The sequence below is a fragment of the Bradyrhizobium sp. UBA2491 genome, from assembly GCF_002341725.1.
In the GTDB taxonomy this organism is placed as follows: Bacteria; Pseudomonadota; Alphaproteobacteria; order Rhizobiales; family Xanthobacteraceae; genus Bradyrhizobium.
This window is the reverse complement of the sequence record NZ_DDOP01000023.1, coordinates 143,009-162,468: the sequence shown is the minus strand read 5'-3', so window position 1 is coordinate 162,468 and position 19,460 is coordinate 143,009. Positions and strand designations below refer to the sequence as shown.

Annotated in this window: 21 protein-coding genes; 10 read left to right on the top strand and 11 right to left on the bottom strand. The window is 64.9% G+C overall.

Features of this window, described 5'->3' with window-relative positions; genetic code table 11:
- Positions 1–65 precede the first annotated feature (65 nt).
- On the bottom strand, positions 66–344 hold the full coding sequence (locus B2W55_RS07520) for a hypothetical protein (RefSeq protein ID WP_051404365.1): 279 nt from the start codon (positions 342–344) through the stop codon (positions 66–68).
- Between the two features lie 165 nt (positions 345–509).
- Between B2W55_RS07520 and B2W55_RS07515 the strand changes: the two genes are divergently transcribed.
- Entirely contained in the window at positions 510–1,589 is a 1,080-nt protein-coding gene (locus B2W55_RS07515) for a S1/P1 nuclease (protein ID WP_024584164.1), read from the top strand.
- Between the two features lie 184 nt (positions 1,590–1,773).
- On the opposite strand, the gene B2W55_RS07510 is transcribed toward B2W55_RS07515, so the two are convergent.
- From B2W55_RS07510 to B2W55_RS07475, 8 genes are all read right to left on the bottom strand, one after another.
- Positions 1,774–2,634, bottom strand: coding sequence for a VOC family protein (locus B2W55_RS07510; RefSeq protein WP_024584163.1), 861 nt, complete (start codon positions 2,632–2,634; stop codon positions 1,774–1,776).
- A 3-nt stretch (positions 2,635–2,637) separates the two neighbouring features.
- Complete coding sequence (locus B2W55_RS07505) at positions 2,638–3,531, bottom strand: VOC family protein (protein WP_024584162.1); 894 nt, start codon at positions 3,529–3,531, stop codon at positions 2,638–2,640.
- On the bottom strand, positions 3,528–4,097 hold the full coding sequence (locus B2W55_RS07500) for a TetR/AcrR family transcriptional regulator (protein WP_051404364.1): 570 nt from the start codon (positions 4,095–4,097) through the stop codon (positions 3,528–3,530). Before B2W55_RS07500 ends, B2W55_RS07505 begins: the two co-directional genes overlap by 4 nt.
- Positions 4,098–4,212: 115 nt before the next feature.
- Positions 4,213–4,527 (bottom strand): non-heme iron oxygenase ferredoxin subunit, encoded by a 315-nt coding sequence (locus B2W55_RS07495; protein ID WP_024584160.1) that lies wholly within the window; start codon positions 4,525–4,527, stop codon positions 4,213–4,215.
- 8 nt (positions 4,528–4,535) lie between these two features.
- Complete coding sequence (locus B2W55_RS07490) at positions 4,536–5,297, bottom strand: SDR family oxidoreductase (RefSeq protein WP_024584159.1); 762 nt, start codon at positions 5,295–5,297, stop codon at positions 4,536–4,538.
- Between the two features lie 13 nt (positions 5,298–5,310).
- Positions 5,311–5,796, bottom strand: a complete 486-nt coding sequence (locus B2W55_RS07485; protein WP_024584158.1) for an aromatic-ring-hydroxylating dioxygenase subunit beta — start codon at positions 5,794–5,796, stop codon at positions 5,311–5,313.
- An 11-nt stretch (positions 5,797–5,807) separates the two neighbouring features.
- Positions 5,808–7,079, bottom strand: coding sequence for an aromatic ring-hydroxylating oxygenase subunit alpha (locus B2W55_RS07480; protein WP_035636850.1), 1,272 nt, complete (start codon positions 7,077–7,079; stop codon positions 5,808–5,810).
- A 19-nt stretch (positions 7,080–7,098) separates the two neighbouring features.
- Positions 7,099–8,316 carry an NAD(P)/FAD-dependent oxidoreductase gene (locus tag B2W55_RS07475; protein WP_024584156.1) on the bottom strand — a complete coding sequence of 406 codons (1,218 nt, stop codon included), beginning with the start codon at positions 8,314–8,316 and terminating at the stop codon, positions 7,099–7,101.
- 175 nt (positions 8,317–8,491) lie between these two features.
- Between B2W55_RS07475 and B2W55_RS07470 the strand changes: the two genes are divergently transcribed.
- From B2W55_RS07470 to B2W55_RS07450, 5 genes are all read left to right on the top strand, one after another.
- A complete protein-coding gene (locus tag B2W55_RS07470; RefSeq protein ID WP_024584155.1) occupies positions 8,492–9,469 on the top strand; it encodes an amidohydrolase family protein in 978 nt (325 codons plus the stop codon).
- 10 nt (positions 9,470–9,479) lie between these two features.
- Positions 9,480–9,959, top strand: a complete 480-nt coding sequence (locus tag B2W55_RS07465; protein WP_024584154.1) for a hypothetical protein — start codon at positions 9,480–9,482, stop codon at positions 9,957–9,959.
- A gap of 175 nt (positions 9,960–10,134) precedes the next feature.
- On the top strand, positions 10,135–11,109 hold the full coding sequence (locus B2W55_RS07460) for a Bug family tripartite tricarboxylate transporter substrate binding protein (RefSeq protein WP_024584153.1): 975 nt from the start codon (positions 10,135–10,137) through the stop codon (positions 11,107–11,109).
- A 139-nt stretch (positions 11,110–11,248) separates the two neighbouring features.
- Complete coding sequence (locus B2W55_RS07455) at positions 11,249–12,472, top strand: ABC transporter substrate-binding protein (RefSeq protein ID WP_024584152.1); 1,224 nt, start codon at positions 11,249–11,251, stop codon at positions 12,470–12,472.
- Positions 12,473–12,487: 15 nt separating this feature from the next.
- Positions 12,488–13,390: an SDR family oxidoreductase gene (locus B2W55_RS07450; RefSeq protein ID WP_024584151.1), complete on the top strand. Its 903-nt coding sequence runs from the start codon at positions 12,488–12,490 to the stop codon at positions 13,388–13,390.
- A gap of 50 nt (positions 13,391–13,440) precedes the next feature.
- Here the strand turns inward: B2W55_RS07450 and B2W55_RS07445 are convergent, their stop codons facing one another.
- Positions 13,441–13,965 carry a MarR family winged helix-turn-helix transcriptional regulator gene (locus tag B2W55_RS07445; protein ID WP_024584150.1) on the bottom strand — a complete coding sequence of 175 codons (525 nt, stop codon included), beginning with the start codon at positions 13,963–13,965 and terminating at the stop codon, positions 13,441–13,443.
- Positions 13,966–14,184: 219 nt separating this feature from the next.
- On the opposite strand from B2W55_RS07445, the gene B2W55_RS07440 reads away from it, so the two are divergent.
- The 3 genes from B2W55_RS07440 (at position 14,185) to B2W55_RS07430 (ending at position 17,641) form a co-directional block, all read left to right on the top strand.
- Positions 14,185–15,066, top strand: a complete 882-nt coding sequence (locus B2W55_RS07440) for an SDR family oxidoreductase (protein ID WP_024584149.1) — start codon at positions 14,185–14,187, stop codon at positions 15,064–15,066.
- Positions 15,067–15,100: 34 nt separating this feature from the next.
- On the top strand, positions 15,101–15,901 hold the full coding sequence (locus B2W55_RS07435) for an enoyl-CoA hydratase/isomerase family protein (RefSeq protein WP_024584148.1): 801 nt from the start codon (positions 15,101–15,103) through the stop codon (positions 15,899–15,901).
- A 120-nt stretch (positions 15,902–16,021) separates the two neighbouring features.
- Positions 16,022–17,641 (top strand): AMP-binding protein, encoded by a 1,620-nt coding sequence (locus B2W55_RS07430; protein ID WP_024584147.1) that lies wholly within the window; start codon positions 16,022–16,024, stop codon positions 17,639–17,641.
- Between the two features lie 7 nt (positions 17,642–17,648).
- Here the strand turns inward: B2W55_RS07430 and B2W55_RS07425 are convergent, their stop codons facing one another.
- Positions 17,649–18,524: an enoyl-CoA hydratase/isomerase family protein gene (locus B2W55_RS07425; protein WP_204368041.1), complete on the bottom strand. Its 876-nt coding sequence runs from the start codon at positions 18,522–18,524 to the stop codon at positions 17,649–17,651.
- A gap of 55 nt (positions 18,525–18,579) precedes the next feature.
- On the opposite strand from B2W55_RS07425, the gene B2W55_RS07420 reads away from it, so the two are divergent.
- Complete coding sequence (locus tag B2W55_RS07420) at positions 18,580–19,455, top strand: SDR family oxidoreductase (protein WP_024584145.1); 876 nt, start codon at positions 18,580–18,582, stop codon at positions 19,453–19,455.
- Positions 19,456–19,460: the final 5 nt, after the last annotated feature.

The window sequence follows — 19,460 nt, the reverse complement described above, 5'->3', positions numbered from 1 at the left end:
AAACAAGAAGCTAAAGCGAGATGACGATTCGACCTCATCGCATCTCGCTTTAGCCGATGCCGCGCTCAGCAGCCCCGGCAGATCGATCCCTTCACCAGTTTTGCGACCGCGGCGTCCTCACGGGCGATCGCGGGGTTGGTGCCAAGCGATACGCCCCGGGTAGAACTGCCGATGCCCGAGGCGGACAAGGCGGTGCCCGACGAGTTGGTTCCCGGCGTATCGACGTGAAGGGCGGCAGTCATGGCCGCGTGGTGCATTCCGCCACCTCCGCCGCGGCCGAAGCTCGCGGGCATGGTGACGGTGATGCCGACGGCGACGCAAACAATGGAGATCAGTCGGATCATGACATCCTCCGTCTGTGAGACCGACTCAAAGCTAGCGCAGATGCCGGATCATGGCCACGCACGACTGCATGAACGACCCCGGACCCACACTGTCGTATGATTGTTGCGCCAGTATCGGACAACCACAGGACGCTCCAGAAGTTGCGAGGTCGCGCGATGTTGAGAATGGTCGTTGCCTTGGGGTGGCTGCTCGGCTCGCTGGTCCCGGTCGCGCTATGGCCGACCGGTGCCTCGGCTTGGGGTTATGAGGGCCATCGCGTCGTCGGCGCGATCGCCGACCACCTGCTGAAGCCCGCCGCCAAGGCTCAGGTCGAGAGGCTCCTCAATGAGGGCGACGCGCATGGCATCGACCTGCGCAAGGCCGCCCCATGGCTCGACTGCGTCAAAAGCGTCGCCCGGCACGATGACGGCCGGTTTCACTACGAGGTGGACCCCGAACATCTGGAATATGAGGTGCCCTGCACGCCGTTCAATTCGGCGCGGGAGAGGGCGCGCATGGTGGACTATGTCGCGCGCAACTGGTCGACCTGCTCCTACAAGCCCGACGGCTTCGAGCGCGGTTGCCACAACACCTTCCATTTCGTCGACGTCGCGATCCAGCGCAACAGCTTCGACCGCGCCCTCCAGGGCACCAATCCGCACGATCTGGTCGCGGCGATCAGCGCTGCCATCGCGGTGCTCCAGGACCGGCCGATCCCGCCGCCGTTCCCGTTCTCGATCCGGGACAAGAAGGAAGCCCTCTTGCTGCTCGCGCACCTGATCGGCGATCTGCACCAGCCGCTGCATGTCGGCGCGGTCTATCTCGATCCCGGCGGTCAGCCGGTCGATCCTGACGCCACCCATCAGGTCGATCCGCTCACCGATACGATCGGCGGGAACGCGATCCAGGACGGCGTCGCGGTGCCATTCCAGACCATCAATCTGCACCGCGAATGGGATGACATCCCGACCGACCTCGGCGATGCCGCCACCGGTGAACTGATGGATGCTGCGAGACTGGTCCCGCCAAGCCCGGGCGCCCCGGATGGCTGGCCGGTGGCCTGGGCGACCGACACGCTGCTGGTCGCGCATGACGCCTTCAAGGGGCTCAGCTTCGGGCCGACAGTGCCGCCGGCGCGGTCCAAATGGGTCGTCGCGTTCGACAATCACATGGACTATCTGCACGCCGTCGACGCCATCAAGCGCAGGCAACTCGCCAAGGGTGGCGCAAGGCTGGCCGAACTGCTGAACGCGATCTGGCCGTGACCGATTGTCGGTTGATGGGGAGAGCGTTGTCGAGCGAAGTGGAGACCGGTTCGCGTGAAGAAAACGCGTCACAGACAAGAACCTGGAGCCCCGTTCCGATTCCGTCGGAACGGGAAAGGCTCTAACGCGGCCGCCCGGACTTTGCGCCCACTACAGGAATCGCGCGCCTGACACGAGCCGAATGCTATTTGCTCGGAAGTACCATGCCGGCTGGCTTCGCGCCCCACATGCAGAAGCTGGTGGGCTCGAAGCCGAACTGCCGCGGCCGGTGCGTCGCCTCGTCCTCGATCTCGTCTACACCAACGGAATACTCGAAGATCATCCCGTCAGGTCCCTTGAAGTAGAGGAACCTCGCACCCGATGTCGGATGTCTCCCCGGGCCGAACACGATCGGCACGCACTTCTCATTGAGGAAGTAGTATGACCGAAGCACATCGTCGCTACTTCCGACCTGGTGATTGATGTGCTGGATGCCGGCGTTCGGAGCCCGCACCAGCGCGATGGTGTGGTGGATGGCGTTGACGCGCATGAGGGGGATGTCGCCGATCCGGTCGCTGACGCGGGCGTTGCAAACCTGCGTCCAGAATTGCTCGTCGCGCACCGGATCGGTCGAATTGAGCCCGATATGGCTGAACCCGGTGATCCCGGCATCGCGGCTTGCAAAATACCGCCGTCCGCTGCGCTCGGGGCGGACGACGAGTTCGATGTGGTTTCCCGTCGGATCACGGAACCCGATGAATGCCTTGACCCTGCGCTGTTCGACCTCGTGGGCGGTGCCGGTATGAACGGCATGTCCGAGCGACTCCAGGGTTGACGCAGCGTCCTGTAGACTTGCCTCATCCTCCACCTCGAAGCCGACAGTCTGGCTGCCTGGGTCCCCTTCCGAATAGCACAGCGTGTGGGCGCGATCGTCCGACCGAAGGTAGAGGTCTTTCCTGCCGCGTTCGCCGACTTGCAGCCCGAGGCAGGTCGTGGCGAAGCGCTCGGCGGATTCGAGGTCCGGTGAGCCGAGACGGACGTAACTCACGTCCTTGAGCTGAATCATGTCTTAGCCCTCCTGGTCGGTTGGTGGAGTCAACTCCGGTACGTCCTTGCACTCGCTGCCCCAATCGCAGAGGGACGTCGCCGTCAGCGGGAATTGCCGCGCCGGCCGCGGCCTGTCGCCGTATCTCGCCATGCCGTTGACATAGGAAAAGACCAGGCCGCCTGGTCCTTCGACGTGCAGGAATGTCTGGCGGGAGGCCGCCTGCCGACCAGGGCCCTGCAATATCCTGATCTGGTGGTCCTGCATGAAGTAGTTGTTCTGCATGATCTGATCGAGGCCCTCGACCTCGAATGCCACGTAGAGAAGCCCGTTGCGCTTGGACGGGTGAAGCGCAACGCGGTGATGCATGTCGTCGATCCGCAAATAGGCGATGTCGCCGACCCAGTCCGAGACGTCGGCGCCGAGCAGGCGCCAAAAGGCGAGATCGCGGACGGGCTCCGTGCTGCACAGGCCGATGCCGTGGAATTGCACGATGCCGGCGTCGCGGGTCGGGAAATATCGCCTGCCGCTGCGGGTCGGGCGGGTCACGAGATCAATGCGATTGCCGGATGCGTCGGTGGCGAGGAGCGCCGATTGGACGTACCTTCGGCGGCATTGCTCGGGGCTTGCGGCTATTGCGGCGAAGCCTTGCGCGCGCAGCCGTTCGCCGATCTCCAGCAATGCGGCATCGTCCCAGACCTCGACGCCGATGCTGCCGCCATCTTCATCGCGGCCGAGGCTCACGGTGCGATAGCGATCGTCGGAGCGAAAGGCAAATTCACCGTCGTGGGTCGGAACCGGCTGCAAGCCGAAGATCTCGGAGGCGAAACGGGCGCCGGCCTGCGGCTCGCCAACCGCGGCCCGGACGTAGCACACCGACGTGATCGGCGTCGTTGCCTCCCTCGCAGTGGTCCTCATCGCAACCGTCCACGCTTCTGTTCCGCTTCTAGGAAGATCCTGATCATCTGCCGCCAGAGCCCGAACAACTGATCGAACCAGTTCGGATCGTTGTCCCAGAGCGTGCGCAGCGCCATGCCGCGCACGACGCCGAGCGTGAGCGCCACGATGTCACCGGCGACCGCCGCCGGTACGCCGCCCGCGACCAGTGCCTCGGTCCAGGCGCCCTCGACCGGACGGCGTGCCTTGCGGGAAATGTCGAGGATCCGCTTGCGGACGGCCTGGTCCGTGGAGGTCGAAAGGACGATGTCGATCGCCACCATGAAGTGCTGGCTGAAGAAGAACTCCTTGGCGTCCTCGATGACTGCCTCGACAAGGTCGCGCGGTCGATTGATTGCCGCGGCGCGGCGCCGGCTGACGACCTGGGCTTGCTCGAACACATGTTCGAGCGTGGCGACCACCAGGGAATCCTTGGTCGGAAAGTGATGGAGCTGTGCGCCGCGCGAGACGCCGGCCTCGGCGGCGACTTCGGCGGTCCGGAACCGTGCGTAGCCGCGGCGCCGGATCAGGTTGGCCGCAGCCTTCAAGATGCGGAGCCGGGTTTCCGCTGTCCGTTCGGCCTGCGTGCGCCGGCGCGGCGGCGCCAGCGCTCGGCGGGCAAATTTGAGAGGCGCGGGAGCGCGACCGGGACGGGGAGCCATGTCACACCTCGATCTGGACCTGCCCATCCACGACCGTGATGGGATAGGTCTTCAAGGGAATCTCGCAGGGCATGCCGGTCGGCTCGCCGGTGGTGACGTCGAAGGTTCCGAAGTGGAAGGTGCATTCGACGATCTTGCCGCTGATGATGCCTTCCTCCGCCAGCGAGGCTTCGCCATGGGTGCACATGTCCGCCGTGGCGTAGATCATGCCGGCGATGCGATACAGGGCGACGTTGGTGCCGTCGGGCAGCGGCGCCTGCTTGATCTCGCCTTCGACAACCTGATCGGCGGCACAGAGGACGACTGTTTCAGCCATGGCAAACCTCACAGCATGGTGCTGCCGCCGTTGACGCTGATGACCTGTCCGGTCACGAACGACGCTTCGGCTGACGCGAGATAGGAGACCATCGAGGCGACTTCCTCCATTTCGGCCGGCCGGCCCATCGGGATGACGCTGACGAATTTGGCGGCAAGGGCCGGGTCGCTCTTGCTGATGGCGACCATCTGCGGCGTGTTCACCGCGCAAGGCGCCACCGTATTCACGGTGATGCCGTCCTTGGCGAACTCGCGCGCCATTCCGGTGGTGAGGCCATGCACGCCGCCCTTGGCCGCATTGTAGGCGGCGTGGTCCCACAATCCGTTGCGCACGGAATCTGCGCCGAGATTGATGATGCGCCCGTAGGCCTGCTGTCGCATCTGCGGCACCGCATACCAGGAGCACCACAGCACGGTCCACAGATTGCGGTCGATCGTGGTCTTCAGCGTCTGCGGGGTGTGCTCCGCAAACGGCTTGATGATGCCGCCGCCGGCATTGTTGACGAGGATGTCGAGACGGCCAAACCGGTCACTGGCGAGCTTGATGGTCTTGCCGGCGATCTCCTGATCGGCGAGGTCGCCAGACTGGGTTGCGACTTCGGTGTCGAAACGACTGGCGAGGTCGGCCGCCGCCTGATCCAGCCCGGCCTGATCGAGATCGGCCAGCACCAGCCTGGCGCCGTCGCTTGCCAGCCGCTCGGCGATCGCAAGGCCGATGCCCTTCGCGGCGCCCGTCACCACAGCGACGTTGTTCTTCAGCTTGTTGTCCACGACCGGATGTTTCCTAGAGGATGATACTGACGCGGCCCTGCGTGCGCAGGCCTTCGCTGTCGAGCAGGCAGCGCTTCTCCTTGATCCGCAGCCGGCCACCCTCGACCACCAGCCGGTAGCGGTTGCTGCCGAAATAGGTGTCCGTGACGCCGTCCTTGGTGCGGTAGGTGATGAAGGCGGCGGCGACCTCGATCTCGTCGTCGCTGCGGCCGCGGATCCGGACATTGCTGACGAGATGGCGGGTCCGCGAATGCGGGAACTCGGCATGCGCCGTGCGCTTCATCAAGCGCTTGACGCGCTCGCTGAGGCGGAAGCGGTCGTCTGCGACATAGAACAGGTTCTTGTCGGGCGAGGAGTCCGCGGGGACGTCGGTGGATGGTACGTAGTAGATCGCGTCTTCCGTGAACAGCTCGAGCCATTCGGGCAGGCGCCACTCGTCGAGTAACTCGGCCTCGGCGAACAGGAAATCCTCGACATCGGCGCGCACGATATTTTCCATTGTCGTCTCCCTTACGCCGACGCCGCGAACACGTGCCTGTTCCAGTTCGACCAGAACGCCCGCATTTGCAGCTCGTCGTCATAGGCCGGCGTTTCCTTGCCCATGCCCTTGGAGATGTCGTTCCACTGCGCTTCGGTGGCGTTGCGGAAGCCGCGCTGGCACTGCTCGAGGGCCTCGACATCATCAGGAGTAGCGAAGCCGCCGGGGCCGAGGAATTCGAGGAAGTTGAACAGGCGATACTTGCGCGCCCAGTCGGTCTCCTCCTTCGGCGCCAGTGCCCAGGCGCTGACGGTCATGAAGTCTGGCGCCTGCGGATAATAGGTGCGGATCGTCACCGCCATGATGTCGTTGACGACGAGGTTGGGGAATACGAACAAATTGCGGTTGTAGAGCGCGATGCGCTTGGCGCGCTCCTCGCCGTAGCGCGCGACCAGGCCCTGATAGAGCCGGGCGATCTCGCGCTTGCCGTCTTCGCCCCACATCGGGACCCACTGGGCGACCGGGCGTCCCCACGGCGCCTTGTACTCCAGCACCGCATGTCCGTTGCCGAGATCGCGCGCGGCCCCCTCGAGCGGCACCGGCGCAAGGCCGCCATTGGTGGCCTTCAGATAGTCGAAGTAGGTCGCATGGGTGGTGAGCGCGTGATAGCCGTCGATCGAGTTCTCGGTGAGCAGCTTCCAGTTGGCGCGCATCGAATATTCCTGCGTGCCGCCGACGATGGTCATGCCCATCTCGGCCTGGTCGGCGATCACGTCGAGATATTCCTTGACCGCGCCGAGATAGCTGTCGAGCGGCTCGGCATTCCGATCGAAACAGACGAAGCAGAAATCGCGAAACGTCTCGAACCGCGGCACAAGCTGCATGTTGGAGGTGCTGCGCTCCTTGAAATCGGGCGCGTACGAGGCTTCGCCCGGCTGGCTGCGCAGCGCGCCGTCGAGCCCGAACACCCAGCCGTGATAGAAGCACTGGAAGGATTTGGCGTTGCCGTGTTTTTCGCGGCACACCTGGGCGCCGCGGTGCGGGCAGGTGTTGAACATCGCGCGCAGGGTCCCCTTGGCGTCGCGCGCGAACAGGATGTTGCGACCGCCGACCTGGCGGGTGACGAAGTCGCCGGGCTTCTGCAACTCCGAGGCATGGCCGAGATAGAGCCAGCATTTGTCGAAGATGCGCGACCGCTCGGCTTCGAGAATGTCCGGATCGACGAAGGCCTGGCGCGAGACCTTGAAGATCTGCCTGGATTCGTCGACCATCAGCGCGGTGTTCATTCGCTGGAACGCGTTCATTGCAGTCCCTCCCTCGAATTCATTGTGGCTTCAACGCGGCGCGCAGGTCGTAGCGCGGTGACTCCAGATCGGCGCGCAGCGGTGTTGCGCCCGCCGCAATGATCCGGCGCAGCATGGCCATGTCCTTGGCCGCGTTCACCGATAAGGCGCCGACCAGCTCATTGCCGCGCAAGGCGATGATAGAGAACCGTCCGCCAGTCGGATCGCCGCGTGCGATGTGGTCGGCGTCGCGCATATCGCCGGTCACCTGGATGTTGAGGTCGTACTGGTCGGTCCAGAACCACGGCGGGTCGCTGTATTCCCTGGTCTCGCCGATCATGTTGGCGGCGACCGCGATCGCCTGATTCTGGGCATTCGCCCAGGTCTCGACGCGAATGGCGCGGCCGTGACAGCGGCTCCATTGCAGGGCGGCATCGCCCGCGCAGAAGACATCGGGGACCGCGGTGCGACCGCTTGCATCCACGGCGACGCCCTCCGCGCACGGCAAGCCAAGCCGCGCGGCGAGATCGCCCGACGGGGCAACGCCGATGCCGACCAGCACCAGATCGGCGGCGATCGTCGCGCCATTGCTCAGCCGGACGGAGCCGGGAGCGCTGCCGGCGACCGTCGCGCCGAACACGAACGTCACGCCGTGATTGCGGTGCCTCGTGGCGACGAGATCGCTGACCAGGGCAGGGAAGGCGCGCGACAGCAGCCGCTCGTCGCTTTCGATCACCGTGACACGGCAGCCGCCCTTGGCCGCGGCGCAAGCGGCTTCCAGGCCGATGACCCCGCCGCCGACGATCGCGATGCGCGAGCGTGCCTGGATGTGACGGCGGAAGCCGAGCGCATCGTCAACGTTGCGGAGATACTGGACGTCGATCTCGGCGTCCTCCAGCACGGAAAGACGCCGCGGCCGAGTGCCGGTCGCGAGCAGGAGGCGGTCGAACGCAAAGCTCCGCCCGTCCGCGGTCGACACCGTCCGGCGATCGGCATCGCAATCGATCACCGCGGCACCGGTCTCGATCCTGACATCCAGCGTCTGGGTCCAGTCGCGGGACGGCTTGATGTAGGCGACGGGCGTGTCGGACGATTGCAGCAGGGCCTTGGACAGTTGCGGGCGTTCGTAGGGGAGGTGAGGTTCCTCGCCGATCATCGTGATCGAGCCCTTGAAGCCGCGCGCCCGCATCGCTTCCGCGGCCCGTGCGCCGGCTTGTCCGGCTCCCGCGATCACGATGTCATTGATCGTTTCCGCCACGCGTCTTCCGCTCCCTGGTGCGATGCTGATCGCCGCATCGATTGGATCGTGCACTAGCATACGAATACGGGATTGCATAGAAAATAAAAACAGTCCAACCTGCTTGTAAGTTGGAAAGTTGCATTCATGCCAGTGCGGTCGAGGGTGCAGCGCAAAAATCCGTCGAGGAAACGTCGTGGTCGAAGCGATCGACATCCATACCCATTTCGTTCCACAGCACATTCCGGCCGAACCGGGTCGTAATCCGCTGTGGCCGTCGGTGGAGCTGCGCGACCAATCCGCGGCCGTCATGGTCGGCGGCAAGGTGTTCCGGGTGATCGACTCCCGGAGCTGGGACCCGCGCCGCCGGCTTGACGATATGTCGCAGGATGACGTCGACGTGCAGGTGGTCTCGCCGATGCCGGAACTGCTGTCGCATTGGTTTCCGGCCGACGACGCCGATGTGCTCTGTGGTCACGTCAACGAGGGCATTGCTGCGCTCTGCGCAGGCGATCCCCGGCGCTTCATCGGCGTCGGCATGATCCCGATGCAGGATGTCGCGCGGGCCGCGCGCCGCATCGAGGACGTCAAGTCGCTGGGCCTGCGCGGAATCGAGATCGGCACGCACATCAACGGTGTGCCATTGGGCGATGCGCGACTGGACGACGTCTATGCCGCGGCGGAGCAGGCCGGACTGATGGTCATGGTTCACCCACTGCATCCGCTCGGGCTCGACCGGATGGGCGGCCGTCCCGAGCTTGCGGCCGTGGCGGCATTTCCGCTGGAGACGGCGTTTGCCGCCGTGTCGCTGATGACCCACGGCGTGCTCGAGCGATTTCCCAGGCTGCGGATCCTGCTCAGCCATGGCGGCGGCGCGCTGTCCTGGTTGCTGCCGAGGCTGTCCCACGCGCACGGACTAGGGCCTCCGCTGCATGGCCTGTTTGCGCGGGAGCCTGCCGAGATCGTGCGATCCTTCTACTACGACACCATCGTCTATGACGGCGCGGCGCTGCGCTACCTGGCGGACAAGGTCGGGACGGAACGGCTGGTGGCCGGATCGGACTACCCGTTCACGATCAAGCAGGACAAGCCGGCGCAATTCGCCGAGCAGGCCTTGTCGATTGCGCGTGCGACACTGTCCGCCAATACCAGGCGATTGCTCGGGATCGGCTAGGGAGGGGACATTGGGACGCTGTTATTCCTATCGCCAGTTCTGCTCGCTCGGCCCGCTGCCGCCGCGGACGCCGGCCCGCCCGGATCCGCAGGTGCCGAAGGATGCCAAGCTCGGCCCATGCGCGCACGGCAAGATCGGCGCGTTCTATTTCTATGCTGAAGGCTCCAGCGACGATCCCGCGTTCGGCTTCTGCGAGATCGAGCTCTCCGTCCAACGCGTGGCCGAGGGCACGACGCGGCTCGAACTCTATTGCGTGGCCGACGGCTATCAGAGCGCGCGTGGCGTCGGCGCAAGACATCCGCTGAGGATCGCGATGCTTGCCGGCGAGACCGTGTTGGGCGAGGCGAGCTGGCATTTTCCCGACGTGATTTGCGGCCACGCCGATCCCATGCATTTCGCGGTCGATATTCGGCTCGATGATGCGCTGTTCGCAAAGATCGATCGTGTCGAGCTCAGCCGGACGAGCGGCGAGTCCCTACCATGCGGCTGATTGGCGTGCCGGTCCAGCCACCTGCGACGCAAAGTCCCGAAGCAAGCGAACCGCGACCTGCGAACGGATGTTCTCATATATCGCAAGGTAGAGTACGATTAGAACAAATCGGGATTGCGGGCCGCGCGAGCCGCGGTGTGGGAACGTCAGACGCCTTTGATCTCAGGGAGACTTGATGCGGCTTCGAGCAGCGATCGTCGTGTGGCTGATTGCGATGTCGGCCTGCGTTGCCGGCTGGCAGCCCGCTTCCGCGGAGCTCTACCCGTTGCGGCGCGTCAACCTCATCGTGCCGTTCCCGGCAGGGAGCGCGACCGACGCAGTGACGCGGCGGCTGGCCGAAAGCATTCGTGTCGCGACCGGCACGACCGTGCTGGTCGAGAACAAGCCGGGCGCTGACGGTAATCTGGCGGCGCTGGCAGTTTTGAAGGCGGAGGCTGACGGCTATACCGTGTTCGTCACCACGAACTCGACGCAGGCGGCGAATGCCAGCCTGTTCAACACGATGCCCTACGATCCCGCGGCGGACTTTGCGCCGGTCGCGGGCGTCATGACCATCCCGATGATGCTCGCGGTGAAGCCCGAGTTTCCGGCAAGGACGGTCGCGGAGTTCATCGCTCTGGCGAAGTCACGGCAGAAGCCGTTGGCGTTCGGCAGTGGCAATACGTCGAGCCGGGGCGCTGCCGAACTGTTCCGCGCCAGGGCCGGGATCGAGATGCAGCATGTGCCGTATCGCGGCATGCCGCAGGCGCTGACCGATGTGCTGGCCGGTGAGATCGATTGCGTCTTCACCGATCCCGCCAGCGCGCAGGGCCTGATCGAGGACGGCAAGTTGCGGGTTCTCGCGGTGACGAGCAGCGACCGGCTGGCCGGCGCGCCCGATGTCCCGACGCTCGCGCAAGCCGGACTGCCCGGTGCGGAGATGACCGCCTGGGTCGGCGTGTTTGTCCGGGCGGGCACGGCTGCCGACGTCGTCGCAAGGCTCAGCCAACTCGTGCTGGCCTTCGTCAACGACAAGGATACGGCCGGCTATCTGCAATCCGTCGGCGCGAAACCGTTTCCTGCCGGGCCTGAGGCGCTGAAGGCCTTCGAGGAGGCCGACACGCGGCGTTGGGCGGAGATCGTCGCGATCGCCAGGATCGAGAAGAAGTAGTGCGCACCGCGCTACGGCCCGCGATCGCAGTTGCCAAATAGTATAGTAGTGTACTAATTGGGTGATCCGGCCGGGATAGAGCGGCCGCGCGGAGGGACGTTGCGTGCTCTGGCGAGCAACAAATTGGAGGTTGCGACGGATGGTCTTTGGCAGACAGGGAAGCGGCCGGGTCGCCGCGCTGCTGCTTGCCGCGCTGCTCGCAGCTCCGGCGCTCGCCGCTGAGAAGAAATATGGTCCCGGCGTCAGCGACACCGAGATCAGGATCGGCAACACCTCTCCCTATAGCGGCCCGGCATCGGCCTTCAGCATGGTCGCCAAGACCGAGGAAGCGTATTTCCGCATGATCAATGCGGAGGGCGGCATCAACGGGCGGCGCATCGTCTTCGTGTCCTATGACGACGGCTACTCGCCAGCGAAGACGGTCGAGCAGACCCGGCGGCTGGTCGAGAGCGACGAGGTCCTTCTGGTCTTCAATGCACTCGGCACCGCGGCCAACTCGGCGGTCCAGAAATATCTGAACGGCAGGAAGGTGCCGCAACTGTTCGTCTCGAGCGGCGCGGCCAAGTGGAACGACCCGAAGAACTATCCATGGACGATGGGATTCACCCCGAGCTACGAGACCGAGGGCTATATCTACGCCAGACATGTGCTTCGCGAGCGGCCCGCGGCGAAGATCGCGATCCTGTTCCAGAACGACGATTTTGGAAAGGACTACCTCAAGGGAATCAAGCGGGGCCTCGGCGAAAACAGTGCCTCGATGATCGTCGCCGAAGAGGCCTTCGATGTCTCCGAGCCAACGATCGACTCCCATCTGGTGAAGCTGAAGGCGACCGGCGCTGACGTGCTGTTCGACATTGCGACCCCGAAATTTGCCGCGCAGGCGATCAGGAAGGTGGCAGAACTCGGCTGGAAGCCGCTCCACGTCCTCAGCTACACGTCGGCATCGATCGGCAGTGTCATCAAGCCGGCGGGGTTCGAGAATGCGCAGGGCCTGATCTCGGCAGCCTATTTCAAGGACCCGAACGATCCAGCCTGGCAGGACGATGCCGGTCTCAGGCAGCTCAACGGATTCCTCGACGGTTATTTCCCCGGTTCCGACCGCAGCGATACGTTGATCGTCAATGGCTACAACACGGCACAGGCGCTCGTCTATCTGCTGAAGCAGTGCGGCGACGATCTCACGCGCGAGAACGTGATGCGCCAGGCGGCCAATCTGAAGGACGTCGAACTCGGCATGCTGCTTCCAGGCATCCGCCTGAACACGTCGCCGAGTGATTTCGCGCCGGTCAAGCAGTGGCGATTGATGCGCTTCGAGGGAACGACGTGGCACCTGTTTGGCGACGTCATGAGCGAACAGAACTAGGGAAGGAGACCACGAATGGGAGGACTATGTGCAGGCCGGGTCGCGATCGTGACCGGAGCCGGTCGCGGGCTCGGACGCGAATACGCGCTGATGCTGGCGGAGCAGGGCGCCAAGGTCGTCGTCAACGATCTCGGCAGCACGGCGGCCGGCGAGGGCGCCGACATCTCGCCCGCCCAGGAGGTCGTCAACGAGATCAGGCGTGCCGGCGGCGAGGCCATCGTGAACGGCAACGATGTCAGCGATTGGGCTGCCGCCAAAGCCATGATCGACGACGCCGTCAATACGTTCGGCCGGCTCGACGTCCTCATCAACAACGCCGGCATCCTGCGAGACCGCATGATGGTCAACATGAGCGAGGCGGAATGGGACGCCGTGATCAAGGTGCATCTGAAGGGCACGTTCGCGCCGTCGCACCATGCCGCGCAATATTGGCGGCAGCAGACCAAGGCGCGGGGCGCGCCGGTCAGCGCGCGCCTGATCAACACGTCGTCGGCCTCGGGATTGTTCGGCAATGTCGGCCAAAGCAATTACGGTGCGGCCAAGGCGGGCATCGCCGCCTTCACCGTCATCAGCGCCATGGAGCTTCGCCAGTACGGCATCACGGTGAACGCGATCGCGCCGCGCGCGCAGACCCGCATGACCGAGGGCTTGCGCGAGCGCACCGAGGAAGAGATCAGGCGGCGGGATCCGCGCTGGGTGGCGCCGATCGCGGTCTGGCTCGCCAGCGAGCAGTCCGCGGAGGTGACTGGGCGGGTATTCGAGGCCGGCGACGGGATACTGAAGGTCGCCGAGGGCTGGCATGCCGGTCCGGGGATCGATCCGGTCGAGGATCCGGCCGAACTCGGCCCTCAGGTGCTGGAGATGGTGCGGAAGGCGCGCCCCAACGCCGACATCTGGGGACGCGACATCGTCTCATGAGCTCTCGCCATACTCCCTCCCGGAGTAGGACTGAGACGGGCGGTTCGGCCTCAGGCCGCCGCCCGTCGCTTTTTCCGGGTCTTGGCGGGTTGAACCTCGTCCTCGTCGTCATCGGCCTTGTTGGGCACCGTACCGTCCGACATTGCGAGCAGATTGTGCTTCATCGCAAGCAGCGCCTCGGACGCGGCTTCGAGCTGCTTGCGGTCGATGCCATGGACGATCTGGGCGTTGAACTTGTCGGTCTCCTTGCGCAGTTTCTCGAGAAAGCCGCGCGCCTGCTTGGTGACATAGACGCGCTTGACGCGCCGATCGACCGGATCGGCCTGGCGGAGCACGAAGCCGGACGCTTCCAGGCGGTCGATCAAGGCGCCGACGGCGACCTTGCCGACATCGAGCTCGTTGGCGAGCTGGGTCTGGGGCAGGCCGTCCTTGCGCGAGATGAACGCCAGCACCCACCATTGCGAACGGGTGATGCCGAGCGGCGCCAGCGCACGGTCGAACATCATCCTCCTGAGTCGCGAGACGTCATGGATCAGATATCCAAGCCGAAGATCCCAATCGGGCTGATCAACCATCGATGTTTCCCTTTGCGGCCCGAGTCGGCCTGGCGGTTCGCCAATACCATACACCAGCGTATTTTAAATGGAAGACCGCCGAATGGACGACTGGCACATCAACGGCGGCGTCAAGCGATTTACAGAACAAGTACGCTAGTGTATTAATATGCCGATGTCGCGGGCCTGGCCCATTGGCCGAGCCGGCAGCAACCATACGTCCAGGGAAGGAAGCCATCCATGTTCGATGCTGCCGTACTGAAGGGAAAGCGCATCCTGATCACCGGCGGAGGGACCGGGCTCGGCAAGGAGATGGCGGTCGGCTTCGCCGCACATGGCGCTCACGTCTACGTCTGCGGGCGACGCAAGGAGGTCCTCGACCAGGCGGCGCAAGACATCCGCACGCGATCGGGCGGGCAGGCGTCGGCATTGCTCGCCAATGTGCGGGACCCCGACAGCATCGAAGCGATGATGGACAGCATCTGGGCGGAGGGACCGCTGACCGGCCTCGTCAACAATGCCGGCGCGAATTTTCTGGCACCGACCGAAACGCTGTCGCCGCGTGGCTATGAGGCTGTCCGCTCCACGGTGATGGATGGCTCGTTCTACGCTTCGCTGGCCTGTGGCAAGCGGTGGATCGCCGCGGGTCTGCCGGGCGTCATCATCAGCAATCTCGTGACCTGGGTGTGGACCGGCTCGGCCTATGTGGTGCCGGCAGCCATGGCAAAGGCGGCGGTGCACGCCATGACCATGTCGCTTGCCGTCGAGTGGGGGCCGAAGAACATCCGCGTCAATGCCATCGCGCCAGGACCATTCCCGACGGAGGGCGCCTGGGACAAGCTCAATCCATTGGCGGAAACCGGCGTCGGCGCCACCCAGGCCGACGAGGTGCCGCTGCGGCGGTTCGGCAAGATGGACGAGCTGCGCAATCTGCTGATCTTCCTGATGTCGGATGGCTGCGGCTACATCACCGGCGACACCATCAGCATCGATGGCGGACACCATCTGGCAGCGCCGAGCACGTTCGCCGGACTCTCGAAATTGTCGACGGCTGACTGGCAGCGGGCCCGCGAGGCGATCCAGGCATCTGTGCAGAAAGAAAAGCAGGCGCGCTCGATCTGAGTATCGGCGGCCGGACGTTCGAAGGAGACAGCCAATGGGACTGGCGATAGCAACCAAGAGCTTCGAATGCAGCGTCGATGACGGGCTGGTTTATATCATCCTGAATCAGCCTGACCGGGGCAATCCGATCGACGGCGATTTCTGTCGCGAGTTCGGCCAGGCGATCGCCGAGTTGAGCGAGCGCGCCGACGCCCGTGCGGTGCTGCTCTCCGCGCGCGGACGGCTGTTCAGCGTCGGCGGCGACCTGATGTCGCTGGTCAAGCAGGGCGACGCGTTGCCGGGCACGATCAGGGCCTGGACCGCCGATCTTCATGTCGCGATCGCCAGGATGGTCCGCATGCGTGCCCCCGTCGTCGCGGCGGTGCATGGCAATGTCGCGGGCGGCAGCGTATCGCTGATGGCCGCGGCCGATCTCATCGTGATGGCGGAATCGGCGCGGATCTCGGCGGCATTCTCCAAGATCGGTTTCAGTCCGGACAGCGGATCGACGACCACGGTGACCCGCCGGATCGGAGTGGCGCGCGCAAGACGGTTCTTCCTGCTCGGCGAGACGCTCGATGCCGCAACCGCATTGTCGCTCGGGCTGGTCGACATCGTGGTCGCGGATGACGCCGTGCAGGCCGAGGCCGCGCGGATTGCAAGGGAGCTTGCCGCCGGCCCGACTGAGGCATTCGGCGCCATCAAGCGGCTGTTCTCCCAGACCAGCGATCGATCATTCGAGAGCCAGCTCGAAGAGGAGGCAGTGACGCTCGCTGCGATCTCGCGAACCGCCGATGCGCAGGAGGGCGTCAGGGCCTTCGTCGAAAAGCGCAAACCGGTGTTCTCAGGGAAATGAGCCGCATCGGACGCGACAATCCGGACCATTGGCAGGCAATCGTACTCTGCAATAACGTACACACATAAACAAAATAATCCGGACGCCAGAGCCGGAATACGGACACATCAGGAGAGGAACATGACCGTGGCCGCCGCGATGCGGGATACGTCTCTCGCGAACTTTCGCCAAGCCGGCTATTGGCTCGACAAGACCGTCGATCAGCTTCTGACCGAAGCCGTCGCCAGAACGCCGGACAAGATCGCGATCGTTGCCGACCGCGCGGATCGCGACCAGGCGCCGCGCTTCACCTATCGGCAGTTGAACGACCTCGCCGATCGGGCGGCGAACTCGCTGCTGCGGCTCGGCGTCGGGCGCGGCGACGTCGTCACGGTGCAATTGCCGAACTGGTGGGAGTTCGTCGTCACGGCCTTCGCTTGCAGCAAGATCGGCGCGGTGATGAACCCGGTGATGCCGATCCTGCGCGAGCGCGAGCTGCTCTACATTCTGAATTTCTGCGAGGCGAAGGTCTTCATCGTGCCGCAGACCTATCGCGGGTTCGACTATGCTGCGATGGCACAGGGCATGCGTGCCGAGCTGCCGCATCTCAAGCACGTCGTCGTCGCAGATGGTGGGGGCGAAAACGGCTTCGAACGGATGTTGTTGTCGTCGGAACCGTTGGCGCATGCGCAGGGCTCGGATCCGGACGACATGGCGGTGTTGATGTTCACCTCGGGCACGACCGGTGAGCCCAAGGGCGTCATGCACACCTCGAACTCGCTGATCGCCTGCTGCAAGGCGCTGTCCGGGCGCTTTGGGCTGGATGGCAGCGACGTGCTGCTGGTGGCATCCCCGGTCGGGCACATGACGGGCTATGCCGCGATCGTCCTGCTGTCGGTCTATCTCGGCGGCACGATGATCCTTCAGGATGTCTGGGAAGCCAGGCGCGGCGTCGGTCTGATGGCACGCGAGGGCGTCACCTATACCGCGGCCTCGACGCCGTTCCTCGGCGATATCTGCGAAGCCGTGAAGGCGGGCGCGCCCGAGCCGAGTAGTCTGCGCTCGTTCCTCTGTGGCGGCGCGCCGATCCCGTCGGTGTTGATCGAGCGCGCAGCCGATGAGCTCGACCTGAAGGTCTGCTCGCTCTGGGGCATGACCGAGGTCCTGTCGGGCACGCTCACCGAGCCGGCGCGCGCGGCGGACAAATCGGCGAGCACGGACGGACGGCCGCTGGAGGGCATGGACGTCAGGATTGCAGATGCTGATGGCGCGCCGGTGGCTGCCGGCGAGTCCGGGCGGTTGCTGGTTCGCGGCGCCCAGATGTTCAAGGGCTACTACAAGCGGCCGGAGCTGCCCACCTTCGACGGCGACGGCTGGTTCGATTCCGGCGATCTCGCCTATATGGACGAGGACGGCTATATCCGCATCTCCGGCCGGGTCAAGGATATCCTGATCCGCGGCGGAGAGAACGTGCCGGTCGTCGAAATCGAGAACCTGCTCTACAAACATCCGGCCGTGTCCGCAGTGGCGGTGGTCGGAATTCCCGATGCGCGGTTGGGCGAGCGGGGCTGCGCCTTCATCGTTCCACGCAGCGGGAGCACGATCGACCTGACCGCCGTGCAGGCCTATCTGGGCGAGGCGAGGATGGCGAAGCAGTTCTGGCCCGAACGCATCGAGCTGGTCGCGGACTTGCCGCGCACGGCGAGCGGCAAGATCCAGAAATTCAAACTGCGCGAGATCGCCGCTGCGTTTGCAGGCTGAAGCTGGTTCACTGATCGGAGTAGGTCGGCTCCCGTCGTTCGCGAAACGCGGCGACGGCCTCGGCGTGATCGGCCGTCTCCAGCAGGATGACCTGCTGCCTGTCCTCGATCATCAGCGCCGCGTCCAGGCTTGGCGCGTCGATCAGCGTGTTGAGCGCCTGCTTGGTCATCCGCAGTCCCATCGGTGACACCCGCAGCATCTCCTCGGCGAAGGCAAGCCCGCGCGCGAGCAGCGCATCCGGCGCAACGATGTCGCTCACCAGGCCGATCGCCTGGGCGCGCTCGGCCTTGATGAACCGCCCCGTCAGCAGGAATTCGGAGGCGACGGACAGGCCGACGAGGCGCGGCAGCAGATAGCCCGATCCCATATCGCAACCGCCGACACCGATCTTGATATAGGCGGCATTCATCCGCGCATCGGGTGCGGCGAAGCGGACGTCGCAGGCGAGCAGGAAGGAAAAGCCGGCGCCGCAGGCCGCGCCGTGGGCCAGGCCGACGATCGGTTGCGGACAGGACCGCATCAGGCGGATCACGCCGGAGTAGTTCTGCTGCATCTTGAGCTGGCGCTGTGGCCGACCGTTGCCAGGCGCGGCGAATGCATCCGTCCCGAGGTCGGCGCCTGCGGAAAAATGCGGCCCGTTGCCGCGCAGGATCACGACGCGCGTTGCCGGACGGTCGTGCAATGCGGAGAAGTAGCCGGTGAGCTCCGCGATCATGCCGGGCGAAACGGCGTTGAGCTCGGCAGGGCGGTTCAGGGTCAGGATGTCGATCGGACCCCTGGTCTCGACGGTGATGGTGGTCGGCTCTGTCACGGGTGCGCTCCCATTGTCGTTGATCGCCAGTTGATCGCTAATAGTAATATAGTGTACGATAATCAGATGCAATCCGCACCGGCGCCCTAGCGGGCCAGGCGACGACAAGACTTGAGGGAGCCTCGAAATGCCATACCAGTCCGTGTTCAGGCCGGACCTGTTCCAGGGCCAGACCATCATCGTGACCGGCGGCGGCAGCGGGATTGGTCGTTGCACCGCGCACGAACTCGCGGCGCTCGGCGCCAATGTCGCGATCCTCGGGCGGACGATCGAGAAGCTCGTCGAGGTGCAACACGAGATCGAGGAGGATGGCGGGCAGGCGATGAGCCATGCTTGCGACATCCGCGATGAGACCATGGTGGTCGGCGCCGTCGACGCGGTGCTCGCGCGCTACGGCCGGATCGACGGGCTGGTCAACAATGCCGGCGGACAGTTTCGCGCACCGTTGAAGACGATTTCGACCAAGGGGTTCGAGGCCGTGGTGCGCAACAATCTGACCGGCGGATTCATCTTCATGCGCGAGGTCTATAACCGCTGGATGGAGGCCAATGGCGGCGCCATCGTGAACATCATCGCCGACATCTGGCACGGCTGGCCCGAATTCGGCCATTCGGCCGCGGCCCGTGGCGGCATGCTGACGCTGACCGAGACGGCGGCGTGCGAATGGTCCGGTTCCGGCGTGCGGGTGAATGCGGTGGCGCCCGGCGGCATCGTCTCGAGCGGCTTCGATACCTATACGCCGGAGATGCAGAAAAAACTGCACGACTTCACCGAGCGGGTGCCGCTACAGCGGTTCGGCACGGAAGCCGAGGTTTCCGCCGCGATCGCCTATCTGCTGTCGCCGGCGGCCGCCTACATCACCGGCTCCTGCCTTCGGGTCGATGGCGGAACGCCGAACGCGCGGACCACCTGGAAGTTGGAGCCGCACAGCCGCAGCGTTCCCTTCGAAGGCTTTCATCGCGTGAAGTTGCCGGAGGTGATGAAACGCAAGGCCAGCGCGTAGCCGGC

Coding starts and splice junctions, on each gene's coding strand:
- B2W55_RS07520 (WP_051404365.1), bottom strand. CDS start 344: ATGATCCGACTGATCTCCATTGTTTGCGTCGCCGTCGGCATCACCGTC.
- B2W55_RS07515 (WP_024584164.1), top strand. CDS start 510: ATGGTCGTTGCCTTGGGGTGGCTGCTCGGCTCGCTGGTCCCGGTCGCG.
- B2W55_RS07510 (WP_024584163.1), bottom strand. CDS start 2,634: ATGATTCAGCTCAAGGACGTGAGTTACGTCCGTCTCGGCTCACCGGAC.
- B2W55_RS07505 (WP_024584162.1), bottom strand. CDS start 3,531: ATGAGGACCACTGCGAGGGAGGCAACGACGCCGATCACGTCGGTGTGC.
- B2W55_RS07495 (WP_024584160.1), bottom strand. CDS start 4,527: ATGGCTGAAACAGTCGTCCTCTGTGCCGCCGATCAGGTTGTCGAAGGC.
- B2W55_RS07485 (WP_024584158.1), bottom strand. CDS start 5,796: ATGGAAAATATCGTGCGCGCCGATGTCGAGGATTTCCTGTTCGCCGAG.
- B2W55_RS07480 (WP_035636850.1), bottom strand. CDS start 7,079: ATGAACGCGTTCCAGCGAATGAACACCGCGCTGATGGTCGACGAATCC.
- B2W55_RS07460 (WP_024584153.1), top strand. CDS start 10,135: ATGCGGCTTCGAGCAGCGATCGTCGTGTGGCTGATTGCGATGTCGGCC.
- B2W55_RS07455 (WP_024584152.1), top strand. CDS start 11,249: ATGGTCTTTGGCAGACAGGGAAGCGGCCGGGTCGCCGCGCTGCTGCTT.
- B2W55_RS07450 (WP_024584151.1), top strand. CDS start 12,488: ATGGGAGGACTATGTGCAGGCCGGGTCGCGATCGTGACCGGAGCCGGT.
- B2W55_RS07445 (WP_024584150.1), bottom strand. CDS start 13,965: ATGGTTGATCAGCCCGATTGGGATCTTCGGCTTGGATATCTGATCCAT.
- B2W55_RS07440 (WP_024584149.1), top strand. CDS start 14,185: ATGTTCGATGCTGCCGTACTGAAGGGAAAGCGCATCCTGATCACCGGC.
- B2W55_RS07435 (WP_024584148.1), top strand. CDS start 15,101: ATGGGACTGGCGATAGCAACCAAGAGCTTCGAATGCAGCGTCGATGAC.
- B2W55_RS07430 (WP_024584147.1), top strand. CDS start 16,022: ATGACCGTGGCCGCCGCGATGCGGGATACGTCTCTCGCGAACTTTCGC.
- B2W55_RS07420 (WP_024584145.1), top strand. CDS start 18,580: ATGCCATACCAGTCCGTGTTCAGGCCGGACCTGTTCCAGGGCCAGACC.